Genomic DNA, 25,690 nt, shown 5'->3' on the forward strand with positions numbered 1-25,690 from the left:
CGGCACCAGCTGAACCACCCCTCCGACACCAGCTGAACCACCCCTCCGACACCAGCTGAACCACCCCTCCGACACCAGCTGAACCACCCCTCCGACACCAGCTGAACCACCCCTCCGACACCAGCTGAACCGCCCCTCCGGCACCGGCTGGGTCGCCTCTCCGGGCCGAGCAGTGCCCCGGACAGCCCCGGCTCGGTTCAGGTCGCGGCCTGGGTGGGGTGTGCGTGGCTAGACTCGTTCGAATGCCGGAGGCGACTGGTGGGAGCGCGAAGAGTGGGGTGCGCGGGCGTCCTCTCGCGCAGGCGTATCGGCGGTTCGGTGAAGGCGATGGGCTGAAGATTTCGCCGCTGTACGCGCGCATGGCGATTGCCCTGAGCGAGTCACCTGATGCGCTACGCGTGATCGAGAGTGCGCCGGCCCGACGCCGGCATCCGACCGCGATCCTCGCCGCACTTCACCATCTCGCCCTGTCCGGCCAGGCCCCTGACCTGGCCGAAGCCATCGCCGCCGCAAACGCCACCGCCACCGCCACTGCCGCTGCCAATGCCAATGCCACGACGGATGCAGCCGGGCTGGATGTGGTTGGGGCGGTGGGTGTTGAGGTGGTTCGGCGGGCGGGGGACTTGGTTTTGGAGGTTGGTGCCGGGCGGAAGGTTCGGGGGGACGAGGGTGGACGGCATGCGGTGCTGTATCCGGCCGTTGCTGAGGTGGCACGGCGGGTTGGAGCAACCTCGGTCGGGCTGATCGATGTGGGGCGGGCGGCTGGGCTGAATCTGACGGTTGATCGGGTAGGGATCTCGTACTCCAACGGGCAGTCGTTGGGTGACGCAGGTTCTGCGGTGCAGGTGTCGGCGTCAGTTGTGGGTGATGGGCGCGTGCCGCAACATGCGATGCCGGAGGTTGTGGCTCGGGTTGTGGTCGATGTTGACCCGATTGATGTGACTGAGGTGGACGAGGCGCGCTGGCTGCGGGCGTGTGTACCGCCGGATCAGGTGCAGCGGTTGACCAGGCTCGACGCGGAACTGGCGTTGGCGGAGGCGGCTCCTCCGGTGCCGGTGCGAGGTGGCGTGGTCGACGTTCTGCCGGATGCGATCGCCTCGGTGCCTGACGACGTACTCCCCGTGGTGATCACGACCTGGGCGTTGTCGGGGCTGGATCTCGATGGGCGGTTGCGGTTTCTGCAGCGGCTCGACGAGGCGGCCACCCGGCGGCCGGTGGCGTGGGTGTCGGTCGAGGGGGTCGGGGTCGCGCCGGGGATGCCGACGTACGGCGATCGACGGGCGTCGGGGCACAGCATCATCGGCCTGGGCGTGTTCGAGCACGCCTCAATGCATGCCACGGCGGTTGGCCGCTGCTGGCTCCGCGGCGAGATGCTTGCCTGGCTGGCCGACTCGTAGCTACGGGAGCGGACGTTTGGCCGCGGCTCTGAGGCGGAGGGCTCGGGAGAGGTAGTCGAGGCCGGTGGCGAGCGTTACCACGACGGCGGCGGCCATGATCGCTACTGCGGGCCAGTGGATCAGGGCCAAGTGTTGCCATGGGAGGAGGTAGAGGCCCAGCGCTACCGCCTGGAGGACCGTCTTCAGCTTGCCGCCTCGGCTGGCGGGCATGACGCCGTGGCGGATGACCCAGAAGCGGAGGGCGGTGACGCCCCACTCGCGGACCATGACGACGACGGTAACCCACCACGGGAGTTCGCCGAGGTACGAGAGGCCGAGGAACGCGGCGCCGGTCAGGGCCTTGTCGGCGATCGGGTCGGCGATCTTGCCGAAGTTCGTGACCAGGTTCCAGCGGCGGGCGATGTCGCCGTCGAAGCGGTCGGTGACGATGGCGACGACGAACGCGGCGGTCGCGAGGAGCCGGTCGCCGGTGGCGTGGCCGCCGTCGCGGAGCAGAAGCCAGACGAACAGCGGCACCAGGACCAGCCGGAGAACCGTGAGCGCGTTCGGCACGTTCCAGGCGCTGGGCGCGTGGAGATGGCCGCCGGCTGCGTGCGGCGCCGGGTTCGTCTCCGGGTTGGTCACGCGGTCAGGTTAGCTGCCGAGCGGGCGTCTGGGGTGTCCACGAGTGCCGCGAACTCGGCGATCAGGTCGACACCGTCGTTCGACACCACCTTCGCGGAGACCAGATCCCCGACCCGGATCCCCTCCGGGAGACCGGTCACCGTCGTCATGCCGTCCACCTCGGGGCCTTGGTGCGCCGCACGGCCCTCGGCGTCGCCGGAGTCCGTCGAGTCGAGGGACTCGACGAGAACCTCCAGGAGTTCGCCGATGCGGGATTCGGCGCGCGCAGAGGTGAGGTCTTCGGCCAGGCGGGTGACGCGGTCCAGGCGGTCGGCGATGGTGTCCTCGTCGAGTTTGCCGTCGTACGTCTCGGCCTCCGTGCCGTCCTCGTCGGAGTAGCCGAAGACGCCGATCGCGTCCAGGCCAGCGCGGGAGAGGAAGTCGCAGAGGATGTCGACGTCCTCTTCGGTCTCGCCGGGGAAGCCGACGATGACGTTGCTGCGGATGCCGGCGGTCGGGGCGGCGGCGCGGACCTGGGCGATGAGTTCGAGGAAGCGCTCGGAGTCGCCGAAGCGGCGCATCCGGCGCAGGAGCGGGCCGGAGGCGTGCTGGAAGGACAGGTCGAAGTACGGGACGACGCCGGGGGTGGCGGTCATCGCGGCGATCAGGGTGGGGCGCATCTCGGCGGGCTGCAGGTACGAGACGCGGACGCGGGTGATGCCGGGGACCTGGGCGATCTCGCCGACCAGGGTCTCGAGGAGGCGGAGGTCGCCGAGGTCCTTGCCGTAGGAGGTGGAGTTCTCGGAGACCAGGAAGAGCTCCCGTACGCCGTTCTCGGCGAGCCACTCGGCTTCGCGGAGTACCTCGGCCGGACGGCGGGACATGAAGGCGCCGCGGAACATCGGGATCGCGCAGAACGCGCAACGGCGGTCGCAGCCGGAGGCGAGTTTCAGCGGGGCCATCGGGCCGCCGTCGAGGCGACGGCGCATGACGCGGGGGCCGCTGGCGGGGGCGGTCGCGAGGTCGGGGGCGTCGATCTTCAACTCTTCCGGTGCGCCGGTGACGAATCGTCCCTTGAGTTCGCCAGGAGCATCCGAGCCGACCGGCCGGAGCGCCTCCGGGATGTGGTCACCGAGCACAGCCGTCCGCCCGCCGCCGGCGGAGGTCGCTGCGGAGGCCTCGGTGTTTCCGGTGGAGGTCGCGGCGACATCTGTCGTGGCGGACGGGTCGCCGTGGCCGGGGATTGCGACACCGGCAGTGGTGTGGCGATCGGCCGGGGCCAGTGGGAGGAGCTTGCGGCGGTCGCGCGGCACGTGGGCCTGGTGCTTGGTGCCGGCGAGGATCGCGCGGAGGCGGTCCGAGATGTCGGTGTAGTCGTCGAAGCTGAGTACGGCGTCCGTCTCCGGGAGAGCGTCCGCGAGTTGCTCGCCGTACCGCTCGGCAAGGCAGCCGACCGCGACGACGGCCTGCGTGCGTCCGGAGTCCTTGTAGTCGGCCGCCGCGAGCAGCGTGTCGACGGAGTCCTTCTTCGCGGCCTCGACGAAGCCGCAGGTGTTCACCACCACCGTGTCCGCCTCGGCGGCGTCGTCGACCAGTTGGAATCCGCCGGCTTCGAGCCGGCCGGCGAGTTCCTCGGAGTCGACATCGTTACGGGCACAGCCCAGCGTGACCAGGGCGACGGTGGTGGGTGGCGTAGTCATCCCCACGAGTATGACGCGCTGTGCACGTCCGTACCTAACTCAGAAGCCTGATTACTGGTTGGCGGTGGTCTTGCTGAGGGTGCCGTTCGGGTGCGCGGTGAACTTGTAGAGCTTGGTGGGGATCCGCTTGCCGTTGAGCACGACGACGAGGTTGCCGGGGTTGCCCACGGTCACGCGGATGTCGCCGGCGCTGGTGACGGACTGCGCGATGCCCGGGCTGAGGCGGCCCTGGAAAAGGCGGCGATTCTTCCTGTCCCGGATTGTCAGGTACGTACCGTCGCCCGTCGCGGTCAGTCTCAGCGCGGTCTGCAGCGCCGGTGGTTTGGCCGACGTCGGCTTCTTCGTGGGTCGCACCGTCGGCTGCGGCGATGCCTTCGGGGTCGGTGTGGTGACCGTTGCCGTGGTGGTCGCGGTCTTGGACGCGTTGGCCTCGATGTCACTGGGCAGCGTGAAGAGCCGCACCATCCCCCAGCCCATCAGGATCACCAGGATCGCGCCGACCACCAGGGCCCAGCGCGGACGGGCCGGGCGGAGGGTCGGGGCCTTGGCAGCGGCGCGTTCCTCGCGCCGGGACTTCTCCTCCTCGACGGCATGTTCGGCGTCGAAGCTGGCGAGCAACGGTGCGGGGTCAGCCTTGACCACGCGAGCGATCGACCGGATGTGCCCACGGGCGTAGAAGTTCCCGCCGCAGCGGGAGAAATCGTCGGCCTCCATGGCGATCAACAACCCGGATCTGATCCGGGTGGCGGCGCTCAGCTGCTCGATCGTCATGTCGGCCCGTTCGCGGGCCGCCGTGAGCTCGCTGCCGATGCTCACGTCCCCACCATCCTCTCCTCGTCCGACCTGTTCGCGCGGACCATCGACAGCCGGTGCATCGATATCAACACAACGACATCAACTCAACGGCTTGGGTTCGTCGGGGTCACGGACGAGTCAGAGCTGTTCCCTGACCGGACATCTGGCATCGGCCAGCATGTGCAGTGCCTGCACCACTTCCCCGTTGGACGGCCGGGCCGTCAGACCGAACGGTATCGCGAGTGAGGATCCGGTCAGGCGGCGGTTGGCATCGGTTGTCTTGCGGGTCGAACTCGGCAGCGCACCGAGGACGGGCCCAGGATCCTGCAGATGTACGGCGATCCGCCCGTCGTCGAGCGGATGCCGCCGCTGCAGCACCGTCACCTCTTCGATGTCCTCCCACCGGGTACCCACCCACTCGCTGCCGATGCGCAGGCGGATGCCGACGTCGTCGGCGACCAGCATGTCCCCCACGGTCAGCGCGCGGGCGCACACCACGGCGAGTACGGCGAACGCGGCCGCCACGATCCAGCGCAGGATGCCGGCCGGACTCGAGGACGCCGACGCCGCGAAGCCGATCGCGACCAGGGCCGCGCCGGCGGCGAGCCCGCCGTGCACCCTCTGCGAAGCGCGAACCGTGAACGGCACGGGCTCGGGGTCGACGTCGAATCTGTCGTGCCTGGGCAGTGCGCTCGCGGCGGTCACGGTCTCACTCTCCTCGGAGGGTGGTGATGAAGTCCTCTAGGTCGTCGGGCTTGACCAGGACGTCCCGGGCCTTCGAACCCTCACTGGGACCGACGACGCCGCGGCTCTCCAGGATGTCCATCAGCCGCCCGGCCTTGGCGAAGCCGACGCGGAGCTTACGCTGCAGCATCGACGTCGAGCCGAACTGGGTGGAAACAATCAGCTCCGCTGCCTGCACCACCAGATCGAGGTCGTCGCCGATCTCGTCGTCGAGGTCCTTGCTCGGCCCCGGCGCCGCGGTGACGTCCTCGCGGTACGTCGGCTCCAGTTGCGCCTTGCAGTGCTCGACGACGCCGTGGATCTCGGACTCGTCCACCCATGCGCCCTGGATACGCATCGGCTTGCTCGCACCCATCGGAAGGAACAGGCCGTCCCCCTGACCCACCAGCTTCTCCGCGCCCGGCTGATCGAGGATGACCCGACTGTCGGCCAGCGACGAGGTCGCGAAGGCGAGCCGTGACGGCACGTTCGCCTTGATCAGACCCGTGACGACGTCGACCGACGGCCGCTGCGTGGCGAGCACCAGGTGGATGCCGGCGGCCCGGGCCAACTGGGTGATGCGGACGATCGAGTCCTCGACGTCGCGCGGTGCGACCATCATCAGGTCGGCGAGCTCGTCGACGATCACCAGCAGATACGGGTACGGCGTCAGCACGCGCTCGGATCCGGGGAGCGGCTTCACCTTCCCGCCGCGGACCGCCTTGTTGAAGTCGTCGACGTGCCGGAACCCGAACGCGGCGAGGTCGTCGTACCGCATGTCCATCTCGCGGACGACCCACTGCAGCGCCTCGGCCGCCTTCTTGGCGTTGGTGATGATCGGCGTGATCAGGTGGGGGATGCCCTCGTAATGGTTCAGCTCGACCCGCTTCGGGTCGATCAGGATCATCCGTACCTCGTCGGGCGTGGCCCGCATCAGGATCGAGGTGATCAGCGAGTTGACGAATACCGACTTACCGGAGCCGGTCGCACCCGCGACCAACAGGTGCGGCATCTTCGCCATGTTCGCGACCACGAAGCCGCCCTCGACGTCCTTGCCCAGCCCGGCCACCATCGGGTGGTGGTCGTTGCGGGCGGTCGCGGACCGGATCACGTCGCCGAGGCTGACGGTCTCCTTGTCGACGTTCGGGATCTCGATCCCGATCGCGGACTTGCCCGGGATCGGCGACAGGATCCGGACGTCGGCCGACGCGACGGCGTACGCGATGTTCTTGGAGAGCGCGGTGACCTTCTCGACCTTGACCGCGGAGCCGAGCTCGACCTCGTACCGGGTGACTGTCGGGCCGCGGGTGTAGCCGGTGATCTGCGCGTCGATGCCGAACTGCTCGAACACCTCGGTCAGCCGGTCGACCACCGCGTCGGACGCCTTGGTCCGCGCCTTGTGTATCGAACCCGGCTTGAGCATCTGCCCGTCGGGCAGCGTGTACGTGATGTCGCCGGACAGGCTGAGCTGCTCGACACGCTGCGGCAGCGGCGTGTGCGGCGGCGGCTCAGGTGCCGGTGCCGGCGGCTTGGCCGGAGCGGGAGCCTCGAAGGCGGGCTCGACTGCGGCGGCGGAGGGTGCGTCGTCGACGTCGTAGGGCTCCTCGACCACCGGCTGCGCCTTCGCCTTGCGGCCGCGCTTCGGGGTCTCCTCGAGCACCGGTGAGTCGTACGGCTTGATGGTCGGCTCGCCGTCCTCCTCGAGCTCGGCCTTGGCGCGCCGCTGCTTGCGGGTCAATCGGACCGTGTCGTCGGTCGGAGCCGCCATCACGGACGGAGCGTCCTCCGGCAGCTCGGTCCGCCCCATCAGTACGTCGAACGCCGCCCGGAACCGCAGCGGGATCGCGTAGACCGGCGTCCCGGTGATCACCAGGGCGCCGAAGATCGACAGCAGCACCAGCAGCGGTGCTGCGACGTACTGCGTGAGCAGGTCCGAGAGGAACGACGAGACGAAGTACCCGATCGCGCCGCCGGCGTCTCGCAGCGGTCCGTCGGCCGGGTTGCTCGGCCGCGGCAGGCCGTTGGCGATGTGGATCAGGCCCAGTACGCCGAGGCTCACCGCGGTCCACCCGATGACCTGACGGCCGGCCGGGCCGTTGCGGTCGGGGTGACGCAGCGTGCGGATCGCGATGACCACCAGCATCAGCGGGAGGGCCCAGCCGAGCATGCCGATGCTGCCACCGACCACGGTCCGTACACCGTCGCCGACCGAGCCCGGGAGATCCCACCAGATCGCGGCAGCCACGACGACCGCCAGGCCGATCAGGAACAGGCCGGCACCGTCACGGCGATGCTCCGGCTCCAGGTCACGGGCGCTGTGGCCGATCCCCCGCACCATGCCGCCGAGCAGGTGCGCGATCCCGATCCAGATCTTCACCACCCCGCGGCAGAGCGCGAGCATGGCGGCCGCGAACGGGCCCGGTCCGCTGTTTTTGGGCGTGCTGGTCCGCGCGGCGGTGGATCCACCGCCGCGCTTCGTGCTCTGCCCACGCTTCTGGGCGCCTGACGGACGGGAGCGTCCACCGGCAGCCGAACGGGCCGTGCTCGGCCGTTTAGCTGCCGACTTCTGCGCCCGCGCCGGGGAAGACGTGCGGGTCGCCATATCGATCAGGCTACCCCGACTACCCCTTGAGTCCCATGTGTCACACGCCGGTCACACTGCCCCATCCGTAGCGTCACGGAACGTGTGTTCGCCGTCGCAATCGCTCCAGGTGCCACACAACGACGTACGCACCCACAGCGATCAGACCGCCGGACATGAGGCCATTGAGCACCGTGCGTACGCCGATTTCGCCGCCGAACCCGCCGTCGACCCTGCCGAGTTCCACGACCGCTCCCCCGACGGCCAGACCGATGGCCGCGACGTAGACGAGGTATCGCATCCATGCCGGCATGCGCTCGTCGACAGGCTGCGGTGCCGAACGGCGGTACCAGCGATAGAGCCACGCCGCGAGGACGAGGCAGCCGCCCAGTGTGCTGACGTACTGGAGGATGCGGTTGACGTCCCACGCTCCTGTCACCTGAGCCCGGAAGAACCCGGGGAACTGGCGGACGAAGTAGCCGTCACCGTGGGTGAACGAGTCCCAGACGACGTGAGTGACCGCTCCCACCACGGCTGATACGACCGTCCAGAGCACGACAGCGACGCTGGGGATGCGGAACGGCCGGCGAAAGGTCTCCAGCCGACTGGCGAGCAGAGGTGGTGCGAGAGCAATCAGGGGCCGCTTGAGGCCCACGTTGAAGACAGCAAGCAGCAGCACTGCCAGCAACGGGTCCAGCCACAAAGCAGAGGTGAACTCGTGGGTGAGCGTCAGCGTGAAGTTGCCGTTGATCTGCCGCGTGGCGATCCGGTAGATCGGGTCGACGTACAGCAGGTCAGGCGCCACCGCACCGGCCACCAGAGCTGACGCCACGAAGGGCCGGCGGAACAGCGGGAGCACGGCCGCAGGGTGGGCGAGGGTGAACGGCACGGCGGCAGCCTAGGGGTGCGGCAGGTCGTGTTACGCGCCTGTGGTGCCGTCGAGTTGCTCCCGCAAGAGGTCGGCGTGACCACAGTGGCGGCCGTATTCGCCGATCAGGTGGATGTAGATCATCCGCAGCGTCGACTCCGTGCCGTTGAACGTGAAGCGGTCGTCCAGCGAGTGACCGGCGGCAGCGTCGTCAGAGAGCTTCCACTCGGCGATCAGACCGTCGTACGCCGCCTGCGCGTCAGCAGGGTCGATCAGCTCGAAGTCCGCGTCCTTGCCGAGCTCCGGCGCGAACAGCGGCTCGGCGGGCTCGTCGGCGAAGTGGATGCGGAACCAGATCCGCTCGACCTTCGTGAGATGCCTGATCAGGCCCAGCAGCGACAGGTTGGACGGCGGTGACGGCCGTTCGGCCAGTTGCTCGGCGGTCAGCCCCGCGCACTTGAAGAGCAGTGTGGTGCGGTAGAACTGCAGGTAGCCGTGCAGCAGTTCCGCTTCGGGTGCGGTCAGCGAGCCGTCCGGTCGCTCGACGGCAGGTGCTCTCCAGGTCATCAAGTTCCTCACGTTGTCCCACGATGTGTTCGGCCATCTCATCACATGAGATGGGCACTGGCGGTGCCCGTATCCCGTTCGTTACCGTTCTCGGCAGGTCATGAGTGTCAGCGACAAGCCCCGGCTAGCTGGCCGGCAACCCTCCTCCGCGGTGGGGTGCCCCGGGTGAAGACCAGGCCGTGCGGATACCCCGTTCGGCAAGTGCGGACTTCCCTGGGAGCAGCATCATGTCGATCCTGTCCATTCTCGAGCCGGCCAGTACGACGACGCCGCGGCCGGCGATCGCCCGGCTCGCGACCGGCAGCATCCCGGCCACGGTCGGCTCGGACCTCTTGGTCCCGCTCGCCGACGGCCGGGTCACCGACTACGCGAACTTCGACCACGGTGCGAGCGCGCCGTGTCTGGAGTCCGTCCGGGCCAGCGTCGAGGCCGCGCTGCCGTCGTACGCGTCGGTGCACCGCGGCAACGGGTACGCCTCGCGGATCACCACCCAGTGGTACGAGAGGGCGCGCGCCGAGGTGCACGCGTTCGTCGGAGCGCGTGCGGACGACCAGGTGATCTTCACCCGGCAGACCACCGACGCCCTGAACCTGCTGGCCCGCGCGGTGCCGGTGGACGCGACCGTGATCGTGTTCGAGTCCGAGCACCACGCGGCGCTGCTGCCCTGGCCGGCCGAGCGGACCGTTCGCCTGGCCGCGCCGTCGAGCCCGGCCGAGGCCGTGACCCGTGTCGCCGACGCGCTCCGCCAGGCGCCTGAGGGCCCGCGGCTCGTGGTGATCACCGGCGCGTCCAACGTCACCGGCGAGATCTTCCCGATCGCCGACATCGCCAAGGTGGCCAAGGCACACGGCGCGCGCGTCTGCCTGGACGCCGCGCAGCTCGCCCCGCACCGCCCGGTGGACATCGCCACCCTGGACGTCGACTGGGTCGCCCTGTCCGGTCACAAGCTCTACGCGCCGTACGGCGCGGGTGCGCTGATCGGCCGCTCCGACTGGCTCGACGCCGCCGACCCGTACCTGCACGGCGGCGGCGCGACCCACGCGGTCACGAGCGACACCGTGGTGTGGACGACCGGCCCGGCCCGCCACGAGGGCGGCTCCCCGAACGTCATCGGTGCCATTGCCCTGGCGAGTGCGTGTGCCGCGATCAGCAAGCACCGCGACGCCATCGAGCAGCACGAGCGCAGCCTGCTGGCCCGCTTGCGCGCCGGGCTCGCACAGATCGACAACGTCACGACGTACTCGATCTTCGGCGAGGACGCGGACCGTGTCGGCACCGTCTGTTTCACGGTCGCCGGTCTGACCTCGACGCTGGTGTCCGCGGCGCTGAGCGCGGAGTACGGCATCGGTGTCCGGGACGGCAAGTTCTGCGCACACCCGCTGGTCGGCCACCTCCTGTCCGGCTCCCCCGAGCACGGTACGGCGGTCCGCGCCAGCCTCGGCCTCGGGACGACCCGTGAGCACGTGGACCGGCTCGTCGACGCGGTACGCACGCTCGCCACGAGTGGCCCGCGCACGGAGTACACGGAGAACGCGCACGGCTGTCAGCCGGCGGACGATCCCCGCGATCTCCAAGCGCCCCGCATCTGGTGAAGCAGCCCTCCTACTGCTCAGGAGGTACGAGACCTACGTGGTGAGCAGCGAACGCCAGTAGGTCCGCCCACTCCGCCGCGATCATCGCGGCGGGCTTTCCGAAGCCATGGCCGGTGTTGACCTCGACCCGGGTCAAGACAGGCCGCGGACCGGACTGGGCATGCTGCAGCGCCGCGATGAACTTGTGGCTGTGCAACGGAACCACCCGGTCGTCGTGGTCACCGGTGACCACGAGAGTCGCCGGGTACGACGTACCGTCGCTGATGCGATGCAGTGGCGAGTACGCCAACAGGTCCTCGAACTGCTCCGGATCGTCCGGCAGACCGAAGTCGGACGCCCACGCTGCTCCCACGGTGAACAGGTGGAACCGCAGCATGTCCATGACGCCCACGCCGGGCAGTGCGACTGCGAACAGGTCCGGCCGTTGCGTCATGACCGCGCCTACGAGCAGTCCGCCGTTGCTGCGACCGTGAATGGCCAGCTGCTCCGGTGTTGTCACGCCGGTGTCCCGCAGGTGTTCAGCGACCGCGATGAAGTCGTCGAACACGTTCTGCTTGTTCTTGAGTCGCCCCGCGTCGTGCCACTCGGCTCCGTACTCACCGCCGCCACGCAGGTTCGTGATGACCAGTACGCCGCCTGCAGCAAGCCACGCCGGCCAGCCGGGGCGGTAGTCGGCCTCGACCGGGATGCGGAATCCGCCGTACCCCCACATAAGCGTCGGACGCGGCGCGTCGAAGTCCAGGTCGGACCGGGTGATCAGGAAGTACGGCACGTCGCGGCCAGGAGCGATCCGGCGCCTCACGGTGACCTGCGGCGATGTGAATCCGCCGGAGCCACGGACCAGCTCCGGCAGTGCGCGTACGTCGCCTGACCCGGTCGAAACGGCGTACGACAGCGTGGGGTCGGTTGTCGTCGACAGCCCGATGAAGAGCTCGTCGTACTCCGCTCCGGCGTTGAGGCCGACCACTCCCCCGCCAGGTACGTCGACCACACGCCGGCCGGACCCGTCCAACGCGTAGAGCGTCAGCACCGGCTGTGCGTCGACGAGCGTCAGCGTTGCCAGGCCGTCCGCAGTACCGCGAACTGCCTGCAGTGTCGACTCTCCCTCCGGGATGAGGTCGGTGAACTCACCGTCCAGCGTGGAGAGCACCACGCGGCCCCGGGACGCGTCCCGGTCGGTGCGCAGTACCAGCTGGTCGCCGGACATCCGTACGAAGGCGATCTCGTCGATGAACTCGTCGACGACCTTCACCGGCTCGCCCAGCCCGTCCGAGCTGATCGGGTACACCCAGAGCCGCGTGCTCGGGTCGGTCCCCTCGGTGATGTGGACCACCAGGTAGCGGTCGTCGTCGGACACCTCAGGCGTGATGAAGTACTGGTCCTGGCCCGGGAAGCTCAGCACCAGCTCGTCCTCGGACTGCGGCGTGCCGACCCTGTGCAGCATCAGCCGCCCACCCGAGAGCGACGCCGTCCCGGTCCCCTCGCTACGCCCGCTCGCCGGGTAGTGCAGATAGAGGTACGCCGAACTGTCCGGAAGCCAAGTCGCCTCGCTGAACTTGGCTTCCGACACCACATCGTCGACCGGAGTACCAGTGGCGATGTCGAGCAGCCGGAACGTCGTCCAGTCGCTGCCGCTCTCGTTGATGCCGTACGCGAAGTACTTCCCGTCAGGGCTGACGGTAAATGACCCCAGCGAGTCGGTGCCGTCCTCGGAGAGGGTGTTCGGGTCGATCAACACGCGGCCGCGGGACAGCAGCTCGTCGAGCGAATCGGCAACGTAGATCACGTCCTGTGCCTGCGTGCCGTCGTTGCGCCCGACGAAGTACCAGCCCGCCTTCTTGACCGGTACGCCGGCGCGTGGGCGCGCGAGGATCGCGGACATGGTGGTCTGGAACCAGGCACGCTCCGAGTACCCAGCCAGCTCGGCCTGCGTGTAGTCGTTCTGCCGGTTGACCCAGTCCTGGGTATCGGCCGAGTCAGGGTCTTCCAGCCAGCGGTACGGGTCAGTGATCTGGTGCCCGTGCAACGTCTCGACCACATCGTCGCGGCGGCTCTCCGGACCGGTCATGGGGCCTCCCGGCCTGGACTGAGGAGTGGAGGGAGCGAAGCGACCGGAGCGACGAGGGAAGGGCGGGAGTTACAGCCCCATGACCCGCCGCGACGGAGTCGCGGCATCGATACTGTCATGCTGACAAACCTAACCTGTGACGGTCACACTGCGAGCGTGATTGATGACCTGCTCCTGGGCGCCGCTGCGGTGGCCGGTGAGCGGGTGCGTCTCGACGTCCTCCAGCAGGTCGTCGGCCTGCCACCCAACGACTTCCTGAACGCCTTGGATGCACTGGTCCGTGCTGGTGCTTTGGTCGTCACGGCTGGCGAGGCCTGGTTCGCCGACGAGTCGGTACGCCGGGATGCCGAGGCACGGCTGTCCCTGACCGAGCGCGCCGACCTGCACCGCCGTACCGCTGAGGCCGTCGACGCACCGGCCGAGGCCCTGCGTCACTGGTCCGCAGCCGTCGCAGTGACACCAGATCCACGAGAACGAGCGCGTCTGCAACTCAACCTCGCAAAGGCAGCTGTGCGCGCCGGTGACCTCCCGGCAGCACACGCCGCCGTCCGGGCCGCGGTCACGACCGCACGCACCTTGCAGGACCTCATCCTGCTCGCGGACGCAGCAGTGACGTTGGAGCCGATCGGCCAGTCCGCGTGGGACGGCGACATCCACCAATGGTGCACCGAAGCGCTGGCGGCGCCCGGCCAGTCAGCAGAGCGCATGGTCCGGCTACGAGCCCGGCAAGCACAGGCGGCCATTTACCTTGGCCGCTGGTCAGAGGCTTCGACTGCGAGCAGCGAGGCCCTCAGCCAAGCCGAGAGCATCCACGACGACGAGCTGCTCGTCGAGGCGCTCACTGCACGCCAACTCGCCACCAGCGGACCTGACGACGTCGACGAACTGGCCACCGCAGCACGCCGCATGATCGGACTCGGTACGTCGACCGGACGCGCCGAGATCGAGCTCCGCGGACGCCTGTGGCAGGTCGACGCGCTGTGGTACGCCGGCGACCTGGCCGCGATCGCAGCCGAGACAGGCCGACTCGCGAGCTGTGCCGGTCGTGTCAGCGGTCCGCACGGCCGCTGGCACGTGCTGCTGACGCGGGCCTCGCTCGCACTGGCCCGGGCTGAGTTCGAGGATGCCGAAGCCCTGCATGAGGACGCACTCACCGGCTTCCGGCAGATCGATCACCCGGCGGCGCATGGCGCCGAGGTCGCGTTCCACATGCTGCTAGGCCACCACCGCGGTCACACCGAGGACCTGCTGAGCCCAGCGACCTGGCAGTTCGGGACGGATGTCCGCTGGGACCTGTCCGCCCGCCTGGCCCGCGCGTTCGTTCTCGTGGACGCAGGTCGGTTCGACGAAGCAGCCGCGGCGTACGAACGCTGCGGCCGCCCGGAGTCCTGGCAACCGATGCGGGCCGCCGAGCTCTTGATGGACGCCATCGCAGCGCGAGTAGCAGCCGCACTCGGCCGCACAGACGACGTACGGCTCTTTCGTGCCCGGCTAGAACCCCGTCGTGGCCGGTACGTCGTCGGCGGCGCCGGCGCGACCAACTTCCTCGGTCCGGTCGAGCTGGTGCTCGGTGCGTGCGCTGCCGCGCTCAGCGACTGGGATGCGGCCGCTGCAGACCTCCAGAAGGCCGGTGCGCTCTGCCGGGCGATCGGTGCGCCCGGCTTCGCGGTCGAGGCCGCCTGTCTGCTGGCCGACGTGTACGAGCGGTCCGGTGATCTGGTGCATGCCCACGCACTGGCCGCCGAGACGCTGCCCCTCGCGAAGACCCTCGGCATGACTCCCTGGGTGGAACGACTGCACAGATCGCCGACCGACCCGCTGAGCCAGCGCGAGCGAGAGGTCGCCGGTTTGGTCGCCAAGGGCCTCAGCAACCGCGAGATCGCCGCCGCACTGGTCATCTCCGAACGAACGGCCCAGAACCACGTCCAGCACATCCTGACCAAGCTCGGCTTCGCGAACCGCGCCCAGGTCGCTGCCTGGGTGAGTAAGGGATGAGCAATTCGGACGATGCGCGGCGTACCTCCGCGGCGGACGCTGAGCTTCATGACGCGACACGACCAGAACGGCGCCGACCTCGACCTGTGGGACCAGGTCACCAGGACCTACTTTACTGAGCGCCTGGGCGTCGTCCCCACCAATGACACCCGCCAATACCAGCGCACAGCACCAGGCGTCGACCTGTACGTCGACCCCGTCTGCCCGTACACGTGGGTGGTGGCCTGCTGGCTGCGAGAGGTCGCCCAGCACCGCGACCTCGACCTCCGCTACCACGTAATGAGCCTGCTCATGCTCAACGAAGGCCATGACGACACCTACAGCCGACAGTTGGACGCGTCGACCGGCCCGTCCCGGGTAGCGACCGCAGTCGTCACGCACCACGGCAGTGAAGCGTTCCGGACCTGGCACGGTGCTTTCGGCAACCTGATCTTCGACCACTGGCGCTACCCGACGCCGACGGAGTACCGCGACGCCTCGGTAGCAGCTCTGAGCGAGGTCGGTCTGCCCGTGACGCTCGCGGACGCCGCCGACACCACGGAGTACGACGAGGCCCTGCGCCGCAGCCACAACGAAGGCACTCTTCCGGTGGGGATCGACGGCGGTACGCCGGTTGTCCACATCGACGGGACCGCCTTCTTCGGACCGGTCCTGAACGCGGTCCCCCGTGGCGACGACGCGCTCCGCCTGTTCGACGGCGTACGGCTGCTTGCGGGGTGTCCTGACTTCTACGAACTGAAGCGCACGCGCTCCACACCGCCCGATGTGAGCTACCGTCCGATGGAGGGGAAGGCACCGCGATGAACGACGATGAACTCTGGGCCGCGATCGATGCGCAGCGCCGGCGCACGACCGACCTGCTCGCCACGCTCACACCGTCAGACTGGTCCCACCGCTCGCTGTGCGACGGCTGGACCGTACGCGACGTCGCCGGTCACCTCACCCTCCAGCAGATGACCATCGGTGGCGTACTCCGCCTGACGCTGAAGCATCCCGGCATCCACAGCCTCAACTGGATGATCCAGACCTCCGCCCGTGACCAGGCAGCCCTGCCGACCGAACAGCTCATCGGCGAGATCCGCGGCATGGTCGGCTCCCGGCGGCACAACCTCGGCGTCACTGCGCGAGAGACGCTGATCGACATCGTCGTTCACGGGCAGGACATCGCGATCCCACTCGGCCGGACACTCCCGGTTCCGCCGGAGGTCGCCGCGACGGCGGCCTCGCGGGTGTGGGAGTGCCGAGGCACGCGGCTGTCCAAGGTCTTCAAACCGGTGCCGTACGACGGTCTGAGACTGGTCGCCGACGACATCGACTGGAGCGTAGGCGACGGGCCGGATCTCCGCGGTCCCGTGCTGTCGTTGCTCCTGCTGCTCACCGGACGTCGCGTCGTCCTGCCGCAGCTCGACGGCCCCGGCGCGGAGGTCCTACAGCGTGTATGACGTCGTACTCAAGGACGGGCCGGGGTGAGGTCCTTGGTCCAGAGCACCGTGCCGAACAGGTTCCGCACTGAGACCGTGAAGACGCCGGTCCGCGGGTCGATCCGGGTGTGCCCGAAGAACTGGTTGCCGGACGCCGGTGACTGGCTCGGGAAGTCGGCCGCCTTCGACCACACCACCTCAGGTCCGAACGTGCTGTCCAACGCGTTCGGCCCGAAGGTGCCGGCGTTGATCGGCCCGGCCACGATCTCCCAGAACGGGTCGAAGTCGGTGAACGCCGCGCGCGACGGGTCGTAGTGGTGCGCCGCCGCGTAGTGCACGTCGGCAGTCAGCCAGATCGCATTGCGGACCTTGCGCTTCTTGAACTGGCTGAGCACCCAGGCGATCTCGTGCTCACGACCGCCGGGCGCCCCCGGCAGACCGTTCGCGACCGCCTCGATCAGGTTGCCGTCCGGAACCAGCACGCCTAGCGGCATGTCGCTGGCGATCACCTTCCAGGTCGCCCGCGACGCCGCGACCTCACGCACCAGCCAGGCGGCCTGCTCGGCACCGAGCATCGCGACCGGCCCGACCGTCGACGGCACCGGGTTCGCGCCGCGGAACGTGCGCATGTCCAGGCAGAACACGTCGAGCAGCGGGCCGTGGCTCACCTTGCGGTAGATCCGGTCCCGCCCGCCGACGTGCTCCATCGGCAGGTACTCGAGGAACGCCTTCTTCGCCCGCGCCGCGAGGACGTCGACCCGCTTCTCGGCGTACCGGTCGTCGGTGAGGATCTCCCCCGGGTACCAGTTGTTCAGCGTCTCGTGGTCGTCCCACTGCGCGACCAGCGGTACGTCGGCGTACAGCGAGCGCACGTTCTCGTCGAGCAGGTTGTACTTGTACCGGCCGCGGTACTCGGCCAGGGTCTCGGCGACCTTCGACACCTCCTCGGTCACCACGTTCTTCCACACGGTGCCGTCGGCAACTTTCAGCTCGGCCTGGATCGGGCCGTCGGCGTAGATGTTGTCGCCGGAGTGCAGGAAGAAGTCCGGCCGGGTGTCGTGCATCGTCTTGTAGGCGATCATCCCGCCGAGCTCGGGGTTGATGCCGTAGCCCTGCCCCGCGGTGTCGCCGGTGAACACGAACGACACCGGCCGGTTGCGGCCCGGGGTGCTGAACGAGCCGTCGAGCGTCTGACCGATGCGGCCGTTCTCGTCCTCGAAGCCGAGGCGGTAGTCGTACCGCTGCCCCGGGCGCAGGCCGCGCAGCGGCAGCCGAGCGGTGAAGTCGTCCGCGGCGTCCGTCTTCGGGCCACGCAGGCAGACGGCCTTGTCGAAGCGGCCGTGGCTGGTCAGCTGGACGACCAGCCGGCCGGGGCGGTCGGCACGCGACCAGACGACAGCCGAGTTCGGCGTCACGTCGGCGCTCGCGATACCGGACGGCAGAGCGGCCCGATCACGACGGACAAGGTTCGGGGCCGCGACTGCGACACCAGGTACGGCGAGGGACGCTCCGGCGACCGTGGACGCGGCAAGGAGTTGACGACGACTCAGTTTCATGACCCGAAGGTGCGCCTCGCGGATGACGGTCAGGTGACAGCCGGGCGAACTGAGCCTCAAATCACCCCCGGGACTCGGCCACCGCCTTGCGTGCGGCTACCGGGCGTGGTTCCGTTGAAGGCCTCAGCACCTCCTTGTGACGCTGCCCCAGACCTGGTGGCGCATCGGCCGATGCACTACTGGAATGGGGCATTCCCATGTCGCAGCTTCTTGCCGAAGACCATGACCCCTTGCGGGCTCAGAACAAGTACACCCATCTCTACACCGACCTGCTCCGGACCGTCCGCGAACTCGGACTGCTCCGGCGGCGTCGCGGGTACTACTTCACCCGGATCGGCCTGGTCCTGGCTGCCTTCGCCGGTGTCTGGGTCGGCGTCGGACTGCTCGGCAACTCCTGGTTGCAGCTGCTGATGGCTGGTGCGCTGGCGCTGGTGCTCACGCAGGTCGCCTTCCTCAGCCACGACAGCGCGCACCGGCAGGTCTTCGACTCCGCCGCCTGGAACGACTGGACCGCCCGCCTGCTGGCCGGTGGTCTCGTCGGGATGAGCGCTGCGTGGTGGAAGTCGAAGCACAGCCGCCACCACGGTGCGCCGAACCAGCTGGGGAAGGACCCGGACATCGCCATCGGCGTCGTCGCGTTCACCCCTGAGCACGTCGGCAGACGCAAGGGCTTCCAGGCCTGGCTGACCCGCCGCCAAGGCTGGCTCTTCTTCCCCTTGCTGACTCTGGAAGGCCTGAGCCTCTACGTCTCGAGCATCCAGCACCTGTTCCGACGCGGAGCGAGCACGGTCGAGCGCATCGAGGCCGCGATCGTGGTCACCCGGCTCGCCGGTTATCTGACCGTGCTGTTCCTCGTGCTGCCGATCGGCAAGGCCGGAGCCTTCCTCGGGCTGCAGCTCGCCGTCTTCGGCGTCTGTCTCGGCGGTTCGTTCGCCCCGAACCACAAAGGCATGCCGCTCGTCCCCAAGACGATGAAGCTCGATTTCCTCCGCCGCCAGGTGCTGATGTCACGCAACATCCGCGGCGGCGTCCTCACCGACTTCGCGATGGGCGGGCTGAACTACCAGATCGAGCACCACCTGTTCCCGAGCATGCCGCGGCCCACGCTGCGCAAGGTCCAGCCGATCGTCCGCGAGTACTGCGAGCTGCACGGAGTGAAGTACACCGAGGTCGGCCTGTTCACGTCGTACAAGATCATCGTCGGCTACCTGAACAACGTCGGTCTGCGCGCCCGGGACCCGTTCGACTGCCCGCTGGCCTCGCAGTACGGGCGATAGCACTTTGCCGACCCGACCTCGTCGGGTCACGTGTCCGCAGAGGTGACGTTGCACGAGGTCACTAGGCTGACCGAGGTGAGTGCCCAGCAGCAGTACGTCAGCGTCTACACCGATCTCCTGCAGACCGTCCGCGACCTCGGTCTGCTCAGACGGCGGCAGGGCTACTACGTCACCCGGATGAGCATCGTCCTCGGTGCCCTGCTCGCGGTCGTCGCGTGCATGATCCTGCTCGGCAACTCGTGGCACCAGCTCTGGCTCGCCGGTGCCCTGGCGCTCGTGCTGGTGCAGGTGGCGTTCCTCAGCCACGACAGCGCCCATCGGCAGATCTTCCACTCCAACGCCCGCAACGACTGGACCGCGCGGATCCTCGCCGGCTGCGTCCTCGGGATGAGCGTCAGCTGGTGGCGCAGCAAGCACAACAAGCATCACGCCGCCCCCAACCAGGCGGACCGCGATCCCGACGTACAGCTCAAGGTGCTCGCCTTCACGCCCGACGCCGTCGTCGAACGCGGGCCGGTGGGCCGCTGGTTCGCCGCACGTCAGGGCTGGCTGTTCTTCCCGCTCCTCACGCTCGAGGGCGTCGGCCTGCACGCGTCCAGCCTGACGCACCTCCTCCGGCGCGGCGCGAGCCGCGCGGACCGCGTCGACGCTGCCGTCGTCGCGTCGCGCATCGCGGTGTACGTCGCTGCGCTCTACTTCCTGCTGCCGCCCGGAAAGGCCACCGCGTTCCTCGGTCTGCAGCTCGCCGTGTTCGGGGTCTTCCTCGGCGCCGCGTTCGCCCCGAACCACAAGGGCATGCCGATCGTGCCGGCCGGCATGAAACTCGACTTCCTCCGCCGCCAGGTGCTGACGTCACGCAACATCCGCGGCGGCGTCCTCACCGACTTCGCGATGGGCGGGCTGAACTACCAGATCGAGCACCACCTGTTCCCGAGCATGCCGCGACCGACGCTGCGGCGGGTGCGGCCGATCGTCCGCGAGTACTGCGAGCGGCACGGCATCGCGTACGCCGAGGTCGGCCTGTTCACGTCGTACCGGGTCGTCGTCGACTACCTGAACAACGTCGGCCTCCGCGCCCGCGACCCCTTCGACTGCCCACTCGCCGCCGAACTGCGGTCAGCAGGCGGGCCGTCAGCGGGCGGGCGGGATCTCGCCTGAGCCGCGGATCGTCAGTTTCACCGGGACGCGGACGGTGCGGCCGGGGCGGTGGGGCTCCGGGAGGCGCTCAGTCATCAGCTGGATCGCTGTACGAGCCATCACGTCGGCCGACTGCGCGACCGCGGTCAGGCCGGGGCTGAGCAGGTCCCCGAGCGCCAGGTCGTCGAAGGACACCAGCGCCACCTGGTCCCGCCGGCCCGCGAGGCCTCGCAGTACCTCGGCGGTGGTCATGTTGTTTGCCGACAGCAACGCCGTGGCCGGCTCGGAGCGGTCGAGGACGGCCGAGAGCGTGATGCCGATGCCCTCGGTGGTCGGCTCGGACAGGTGCACCAGGTCCTCGTCGACGACGATCCCGTGCCGGGCCATCGCCGCCCGATAGGCCACCACCCGCTCACGGGCGGTGAAGATCCGCTCGTCGTCACCGAGGTACGCGATCCGGCGGTGACCCTGCCGGACCAGGTGGTCGATCGCCTGGTCGATGCCGCCGGCGTTGTCCGCGAGGACGGCGTCCGCCTCGATCCCGTGCGCGGGACGGTCGATCGTGACAACCGCCATCCCGGCGTCGACGTGCGGCGCCAGGTACTCCTGGGTCTCCCCGATCGGCGCCATGATCAGCGCGTCCGGCCGCCGGGCGACGAACTCCAGGCAGACCTCCCGCTCGCGCTCCGGGTCCTCGTCGGTCAGGCCGATCATCACGACCGAACCGGACGAGCGGGCCCAGAGCTCGACCGCGCGCCCGAGCGAGGCGAAGAACGGGTCGCCGATGTCGCGGATCACCACCGCGATCGTCCCGGTCTTGCCGCGGCGCAGCATCCGGGCGGACTCGTTCGGGGTGTAGTTGAGCTCCTTGATCGCGGCCTGGACCTTGGCGGTCAGCTCCGGGCTGACGTTCGGTTCCTCGTTCACCACCCGGGACACGGTCTTCAACGCGACCCCGGCCCGGGCGGCGACCTCCTTCATCGTGGGCCGGCGCTGGCCCGTCCCGTTCACCCCGCTGACACTCATCGCCGGCCCACCCTTTCGTCGTCGCGCAGAGGTTACACCGGGTGACTAGCTTTCGACCACGACCGGAATGATCATGGGCCGGCGGCGGTGGGTGTCGCTGACCCATTTGCCGACCACCCGGCGGATCACCTGCTGCAGCTGGTACATGTCGTCCAGCCCGCTGCCGATCGCCTTCTCGATCTCCGCCTCGATCTTCGGCTTGAGGTCGTCGAACACGGTGTCGTCCTCGGCGAACCCGCGGGCCTGGATCTCCGGGCCGGCGGTCAGCTTGCCGGTCACCGAGTCCATCACCGCGATCACCGAGATGAAGCCCTCGTCACCGAGGATCCGGCGGTCCTTCAGCGAGGTCTCGGTGATGTCCCCGACGGTCGAGCCGTCGACGAACACGTAGCCGCAGTCCACCTTGCCGGCCACCACGGCCTTGCGGTCGATCAGGTCGACCACCACGCCGTCCTCGACGACCACCACGTTCTCCCGCGGTACGCCGGTCTGCACCGCCAGGTCGGCGTTCGCGTGCAGGTGCCGGACCTCGCCGTGCACCGGCATCACGTTGCGCGGCTTCACGATGTTGTAGCAGTACAGCAACTCGCCCGCGCTCGCGTGACCGGACACGTGCACCAGCGCGTTGCCCTTGTGGATCACGTTCGCACCGTGCCGGATCAGGCCGTTGATCACCCGGTACACCGAGTTCTCGTTGCCCGGGATCAGGGAAGACGCCAGTACGACGGTGTCACCCGGCTGCAGGTGTACGACGTTGTGGTCGTTGGCGGCGATCCGGGACAGCGCCGACATCGGCTCGCCCTGCGAACCGGTCGACACCAGCACCACCTGCTCCGGCGGGTAGTTGTCCAGGTCGCGCATGTCGATCAGCGTGTCGCCGGGCACGTTCAGGAAGCCGAGGTCCCGGGCCACGCCCATGTTGCGGACCATCGAGCGGCCGACGTACGCGACCTTGCGGTGATGCTTCACCGCGGCGTCCATCACCTGCTGCACGCGGTGCACGTGCGAGGCGAAACAGGCGACGATGATGCGCTGGTTCTTCGCCTTGGTGAAGACCCGGTCCAGGACCGGGGCGATGTCGCGCTCGTGGGTGGTGAAGCCGGGCACCTCGGAGTTGGTGGAGTCGACCATGAACAGGTCGACGCCCTCCTCGCCGAGCCGCGCGAACGCGCGCAGGTCGGTGATCCGGTTGTCCAGCGGCAGCTGGTCCATCTTGAAGTCACCGGTGTGCAGCACCACGCCGGCCGGTGTCTTGATCGCGACGGCGAGCGCGTCCGGGATCGAGTGGTTGACCGCGACGAACTCGCAGACGAACGGCCCGATCTGGAGCTTCTCGCCCTCGACCACGGTCTGCTGCGGCACGTTGCGGTGCCGGTGCTCCTTCAGCTTGCCCTCGAGCAACGCGAGCGTGAGCTGCGACCCCACCACCGGGATGTCGCCCCGCTCACGCAGCAGGTAGGGCAAGCCGCCGATGTGGTCCTCGTGGCCGTGCGTCAGGACGACCGCGACGACGTCGTCCAGCCGGTCCCGGATCGGCTCGAAGTCCGGCAGGATCAGGTCCACGCCGGGCTGGTTCTCGTCCGGGAAGAGTACGCCGCAGTCCACGATCAGCAGCTTGCCGTCGTACTCGAAGACCGTCATGTTCCGGCCGACCTCGCCGAGGCCGCCGAGCGGGATGACCCGCAAAGCGCCCGGAGCGAGAGGTCCGGGCGCGGAGAGATCTGGATGGGGATGGCTCATGCAATCAGTCCTGCCGTCTTGAGGTCGGTGGTGAGCCAGTCCACTTGCTCGGCGGTCGCCTCAACCAGCGGCAACCGAAGGGTCGCATGCTCGATGACGCCGGCCAGCTTGAGCGCGGCCTTCACCATGATGGCGCCCTGGGTCCTGGTCATGATCGTCTCGACGGCGGGCACCAGCCGTCGATCAATTTCCTGTGCTCCTGCGAGGTCGCCGGCCACCACGGCGTCGATCAGCTGCCGGTACTCCCGACTTGCCACGTGCGCCACGACACTCGCGATGCCGATCGCGCCGATCGCCAGTGAGGCGAGGTTCAGCTCGTCGGCACCGCAGTAGTAGAACAGATCGGTGTTCGCCAGCACCTTGGTGGTCCCGGCGATGTCGCCCTTGGCGTCCTTCACCGCGACGATCCGCGGGTGCTCGGCGAGCGTGATCAAGGTCTCGGACCTGATCTCCACGCCGGCCCGGCCGGGGATGTCGTACAGCATGTTCGGCAGACCGGTGGCGTCGGCGACCGCGGTGAAGTGCGCGCGCAGCCCTTCCTGCGGGGGCTTGTTGTAGTACGGCGTGACGACCAGCAGCCCGTCCGCGCCGGCGGCCTCGGCCTGCTTGGCGCACTCGATCGTGTGCGCGGTGTCGTTGGTCCCGACACCGGCGACGAGCTTGGCGCGGTCACCGACGGCCTCACGGACCGCCTCGATGATCCGGACCTTCTCCTGGTCGGACGTGGTCGGCGCCTCGCCGGTGGTCCCGTTCAGCACCAGGGCGTCGTTACCGCCGTCGACGAGATACGTCGCGACCTTCTGGGCGGCGTCCAGGTCGAGGGAGCCGTCAGGCCGGAACGGGGTGATCATCGCGGTCGTCAAACGGCCGAACGGCGGCGCTGACGAGGGCGTGGATGCTGGCGAGGACATGGGCCTCAGATTACCGCTCCCGAACCCTGAAGAAATGGGTAGGCCTGGTGGCTGTCCGCTCGGGGGTCCGGGCAGCCACCAGGCTCACTCGTCCTATCGGGCCCCGCCCGGCAGTCGTTACAGCTTCCACCAAAAAAATCCGGAAAAACTTCTGTAAATACTCTCTGTAAGCAAATGGCTGCGTCGTGTGAATGATCCGATGCTTTAGTCTCATCGGCGTGTCGACACCTTCTGCCACCCCTGCCACTCCTGCCACCCCGGCGGCCCGCCAGAGCCTGATCATGGTGTGCGCGTCGATGGCCGGGGTGATCCCGGTCATGACGCTCGCCCTGTGGTTCGTCCTCGCCACTGATGGGATCGGCGAGTTCCCGACGGACTGGCCGCCGCTTGTGGTGCTCGCCGCCGCGGTCGGCGCGTACTCCATCTGCGAACTGGTCGGCTTCCGCACTCCCCCGCTGGAGTACTCGAACCGCCCCGCCGCCGAGATCCAGGCAGACTCGTGGCGCCGTTTCACCACGTCGACGTTCACCCGCTTCGCGATCTGCGAGGCCGTGTTCCTGATCTCCGTTGCGTTGTCGTTCGTCGCCGAGAGCTTCTGGGTGGTCCTGATCGGGGCGGTCATCGCCCTGCCACTGTTCTTCTGGGAGGCGTGGCCGGGTGAGCGCAACCAGCGCCGGTTCGCGGCGGCGCTGGAGTCCGGCGGGATTCCGTCGTACCTGACCGGCCGCCTTCAGGACTGACCGGCGAGCCAGATCGAGGTCGCGTCGAACAGTTGCCGCAGCGCCTGGAGAGCGCCGGGGAGAAGCAGTACGCCGGCGAGGGTCAGCACCGGCACGATCACTACGTGCTCGAACCACTTGCCGGTGCTGAAGCGCAGCGGTTTGGGGAGGCGCAGCTCGTACCAGGTCTCGCCCCGGATGGGCAGCGGCCAGAGCCAGGGGCAGCCGGAGCGGGTCAGGCTGTCCCCTAGGCAGTGAACGAACATGCCGACGGCCACGGCGGCGCCGATCCAGCCGCCGATCTGACTGAGGCCGGCCTGCAGCGCGTCGGCGGCCGCTGTGCCGGGTAGCGCGTCGCCGGTGCCGACGACCGACCAGCCGGCTGCTGCGAGGACGGCCAGGATGATCCAGTCCCCGAGCGCGTCGGCGGCCAGGACGAGGCCGGTCACTGCGACAGCCAGCACTGCCCACTTGCCGCGGTCGCCGAGGCTTGCGGCGAGCATCCCGAGCAGGATCGCGGCGACGAGCGTATGAGTCGCGTGCCGGTGTTTGCCGGTGCTCTCCTCGTCGCGCGGGCCCTTCGTCACGTTGTAGAGGACGCCTGAGAACGCCCGTACCGCCGCCGACACCAGCCGGGTCACCGGGCCGAGCAGGCGCGATGCGCTCGCGCCCGGATGGTCCAGGTCCGGCACCAGCGCGTACCCGGCGGTGGCCGCCGCGAACGGCACCACTTCCGCCACCGAGGTCAGCCCGACCAGCGGCGCCACCGCCAACCCGGCACACCACCCCGACAAAGCATGCGACCGCCCCATCATCCCGCGCCTCACCCCTCCACTCACTCTCTCCACATCCTCCCCCACCAGCCCCACCAACCCCACGCATCACACGCCCCCACACGCCCGACGAACGCGTCTTTGAGTCCCCACCAACCAAATCTCGCCGCCGAATTCGGTTGGCCGGGACTCAAGGAGGGCTTGAAAGGGTTGATGGGGGCCCAAAGAGAGGCGTGAGGGG

The 25,690-nt window shown here is 68.9% G+C and carries 21 protein-coding genes and 1 riboswitch; of the genes, 8 read left to right on the forward strand and 13 right to left on the reverse strand.

Annotated features, from left to right (window positions below; genetic code table 11):
* Positions 1-242 precede the first annotated feature (242 nt).
* Positions 243-1,397, forward strand: a complete 1,155-nt coding sequence (locus EV137_RS06140; protein ID WP_134127071.1) for a DUF2332 domain-containing protein — start codon at positions 243-245, stop codon at positions 1,395-1,397.
* Here EV137_RS06140 and pgsA read toward each other — a convergent pair whose 3' ends face one another.
* The 7 genes from pgsA to EV137_RS06175 all read right to left on the reverse strand — a co-directional run bounded on the left by pgsA (position 1,398) and on the right by EV137_RS06175 (position 9,246).
* Positions 1,398-2,021 carry a CDP-diacylglycerol--glycerol-3-phosphate 3-phosphatidyltransferase gene (pgsA, locus tag EV137_RS06145; RefSeq protein ID WP_134127073.1) on the reverse strand — a complete coding sequence of 208 codons (624 nt, stop codon included), beginning with the start codon at positions 2,019-2,021 and terminating at the stop codon, positions 1,398-1,400.
* Positions 2,018-3,700, reverse strand: coding sequence for a MiaB/RimO family radical SAM methylthiotransferase (locus EV137_RS06150; protein WP_134127075.1), 1,683 nt, complete (start codon positions 3,698-3,700; stop codon positions 2,018-2,020). The genes pgsA and EV137_RS06150 overlap by 4 nt, the downstream gene beginning before the upstream one ends.
* 51 nt (positions 3,701-3,751) lie before the next feature.
* Complete coding sequence (locus tag EV137_RS06155) at positions 3,752-4,516, reverse strand: helix-turn-helix domain-containing protein (RefSeq protein WP_238175119.1); 765 nt, start codon at positions 4,514-4,516, stop codon at positions 3,752-3,754.
* A gap of 117 nt (positions 4,517-4,633) precedes the next feature.
* Positions 4,634-5,200 carry a hypothetical protein gene (locus tag EV137_RS06160; protein ID WP_134127077.1) on the reverse strand — a complete coding sequence of 189 codons (567 nt, stop codon included), beginning with the start codon at positions 5,198-5,200 and terminating at the stop codon, positions 4,634-4,636.
* 4 nt (positions 5,201-5,204) lie between these two features.
* A complete protein-coding gene (locus EV137_RS06165; protein ID WP_202870822.1) occupies positions 5,205-7,820 on the reverse strand; it encodes an FtsK/SpoIIIE family DNA translocase in 2,616 nt (871 codons plus the stop codon).
* 73 nt (positions 7,821-7,893) lie between these two features.
* Positions 7,894-8,688, reverse strand: coding sequence for a DUF4184 family protein (locus EV137_RS06170; RefSeq protein ID WP_134127079.1), 795 nt, complete (start codon positions 8,686-8,688; stop codon positions 7,894-7,896).
* Positions 8,689-8,718: 30 nt separating this feature from the next.
* Positions 8,719-9,246 (reverse strand): DinB family protein, encoded by a 528-nt coding sequence (locus tag EV137_RS06175; protein ID WP_238175120.1) that lies wholly within the window; start codon positions 9,244-9,246, stop codon positions 8,719-8,721.
* An 84-nt stretch (positions 9,247-9,330) separates the two neighbouring features.
* Positions 9,331-9,444: riboswitch (SAM riboswitch) on the forward strand.
* A 17-nt stretch (positions 9,445-9,461) separates the two neighbouring features.
* On the opposite strand from EV137_RS06175, the gene EV137_RS06180 reads away from it, so the two are divergent.
* The gene (locus EV137_RS06180) at positions 9,462-10,826 is read left to right on the forward strand and encodes an aminotransferase class V-fold PLP-dependent enzyme (RefSeq protein ID WP_134127081.1); all 1,365 of its coding nucleotides are present in this window, start codon (positions 9,462-9,464) and stop codon (positions 10,824-10,826) included.
* Positions 10,827-10,836: 10 nt separating this feature from the next.
* Here EV137_RS06180 and EV137_RS06185 read toward each other — a convergent pair whose 3' ends face one another.
* Positions 10,837-12,894 (reverse strand): prolyl oligopeptidase family serine peptidase, encoded by a 2,058-nt coding sequence (locus EV137_RS06185; RefSeq protein WP_134127083.1) that lies wholly within the window; start codon positions 12,892-12,894, stop codon positions 10,837-10,839.
* Between the two features lie 156 nt (positions 12,895-13,050).
* On the opposite strand from EV137_RS06185, the gene EV137_RS41305 reads away from it, so the two are divergent.
* Genes EV137_RS41305 through EV137_RS06200 form a run of 3 tightly spaced genes read left to right on the forward strand, consistent with a single transcriptional unit; the run spans position 13,051 to position 16,331 of the window.
* On the forward strand, positions 13,051-14,889 hold the full coding sequence (locus tag EV137_RS41305; RefSeq protein ID WP_166679787.1) for a helix-turn-helix transcriptional regulator: 1,839 nt from the start codon (positions 13,051-13,053) through the stop codon (positions 14,887-14,889).
* Between the two features lie 48 nt (positions 14,890-14,937).
* Entirely contained in the window at positions 14,938-15,693 is a 756-nt protein-coding gene (locus EV137_RS06195; protein ID WP_238175121.1) for a mycothiol-dependent nitroreductase Rv2466c family protein, read from the forward strand.
* On the forward strand, positions 15,690-16,331 hold the full coding sequence (locus EV137_RS06200) for a maleylpyruvate isomerase family mycothiol-dependent enzyme (protein ID WP_134127087.1): 642 nt from the start codon (positions 15,690-15,692) through the stop codon (positions 16,329-16,331). The genes EV137_RS06195 and EV137_RS06200 overlap by 4 nt, the downstream gene beginning before the upstream one ends.
* Before the next feature lie 8 nt (positions 16,332-16,339).
* Here EV137_RS06200 and EV137_RS06205 read toward each other — a convergent pair whose 3' ends face one another.
* Positions 16,340-17,866, reverse strand: a complete 1,527-nt coding sequence (locus EV137_RS06205) for an alkaline phosphatase D family protein (protein WP_134127089.1) — start codon at positions 17,864-17,866, stop codon at positions 16,340-16,342.
* Between the two features lie 197 nt (positions 17,867-18,063).
* Between EV137_RS06205 and EV137_RS06210 the strand changes: the two genes are divergently transcribed.
* Complete coding sequence (locus EV137_RS06210; protein WP_134127091.1) at positions 18,064-19,143, forward strand: fatty acid desaturase family protein; 1,080 nt, start codon at positions 18,064-18,066, stop codon at positions 19,141-19,143.
* Positions 19,144-19,218: 75 nt separating this feature from the next.
* Positions 19,219-20,301, forward strand: coding sequence for a fatty acid desaturase family protein (locus tag EV137_RS06215; RefSeq protein ID WP_238175122.1), 1,083 nt, complete (start codon positions 19,219-19,221; stop codon positions 20,299-20,301).
* On the opposite strand, the gene EV137_RS06220 is transcribed toward EV137_RS06215, so the two are convergent.
* The 3 genes from EV137_RS06220 to dapA are packed head-to-tail and all read right to left on the reverse strand — an operon-like array spanning position 20,275 to position 23,957.
* Positions 20,275-21,306 (reverse strand): LacI family DNA-binding transcriptional regulator, encoded by a 1,032-nt coding sequence (locus EV137_RS06220; RefSeq protein WP_131293231.1) that lies wholly within the window; start codon positions 21,304-21,306, stop codon positions 20,275-20,277. The two genes, EV137_RS06215 and EV137_RS06220, sit on opposite strands and share 27 nt — an antisense overlap.
* 45 nt (positions 21,307-21,351) lie before the next feature.
* Entirely contained in the window at positions 21,352-23,046 is a 1,695-nt protein-coding gene (locus tag EV137_RS06225; RefSeq protein ID WP_133786294.1) for a ribonuclease J, read from the reverse strand.
* Positions 23,043-23,957, reverse strand: coding sequence for a 4-hydroxy-tetrahydrodipicolinate synthase (dapA, locus tag EV137_RS06230; RefSeq protein ID WP_134127093.1), 915 nt, complete (start codon positions 23,955-23,957; stop codon positions 23,043-23,045). Before dapA ends, EV137_RS06225 begins: the two co-directional genes overlap by 4 nt.
* A gap of 218 nt (positions 23,958-24,175) precedes the next feature.
* Here dapA and EV137_RS06235 point away from each other — a divergent pair, with 218 nt between their 5' ends.
* Complete coding sequence (locus EV137_RS06235) at positions 24,176-24,697, forward strand: hypothetical protein (RefSeq protein WP_133998466.1); 522 nt, start codon at positions 24,176-24,178, stop codon at positions 24,695-24,697.
* Here the strand turns inward: EV137_RS06235 and EV137_RS06240 are convergent.
* The gene (locus tag EV137_RS06240) at positions 24,688-25,491 is read right to left on the reverse strand and encodes a metal-dependent hydrolase (protein ID WP_311136375.1); all 804 of its coding nucleotides are present in this window, start codon (positions 25,489-25,491) and stop codon (positions 24,688-24,690) included. The genes EV137_RS06235 and EV137_RS06240 overlap by 10 nt on opposite strands.
* Positions 25,492-25,690 lie beyond the last annotated feature (199 nt).

Origin of the sequence: Kribbella pratensis, from assembly GCF_004366075.1 — a bacterium.
In the GTDB taxonomy this organism is placed as follows: Bacteria; Actinomycetota; Actinomycetes; order Propionibacteriales; family Kribbellaceae; genus Kribbella; species Kribbella pratensis.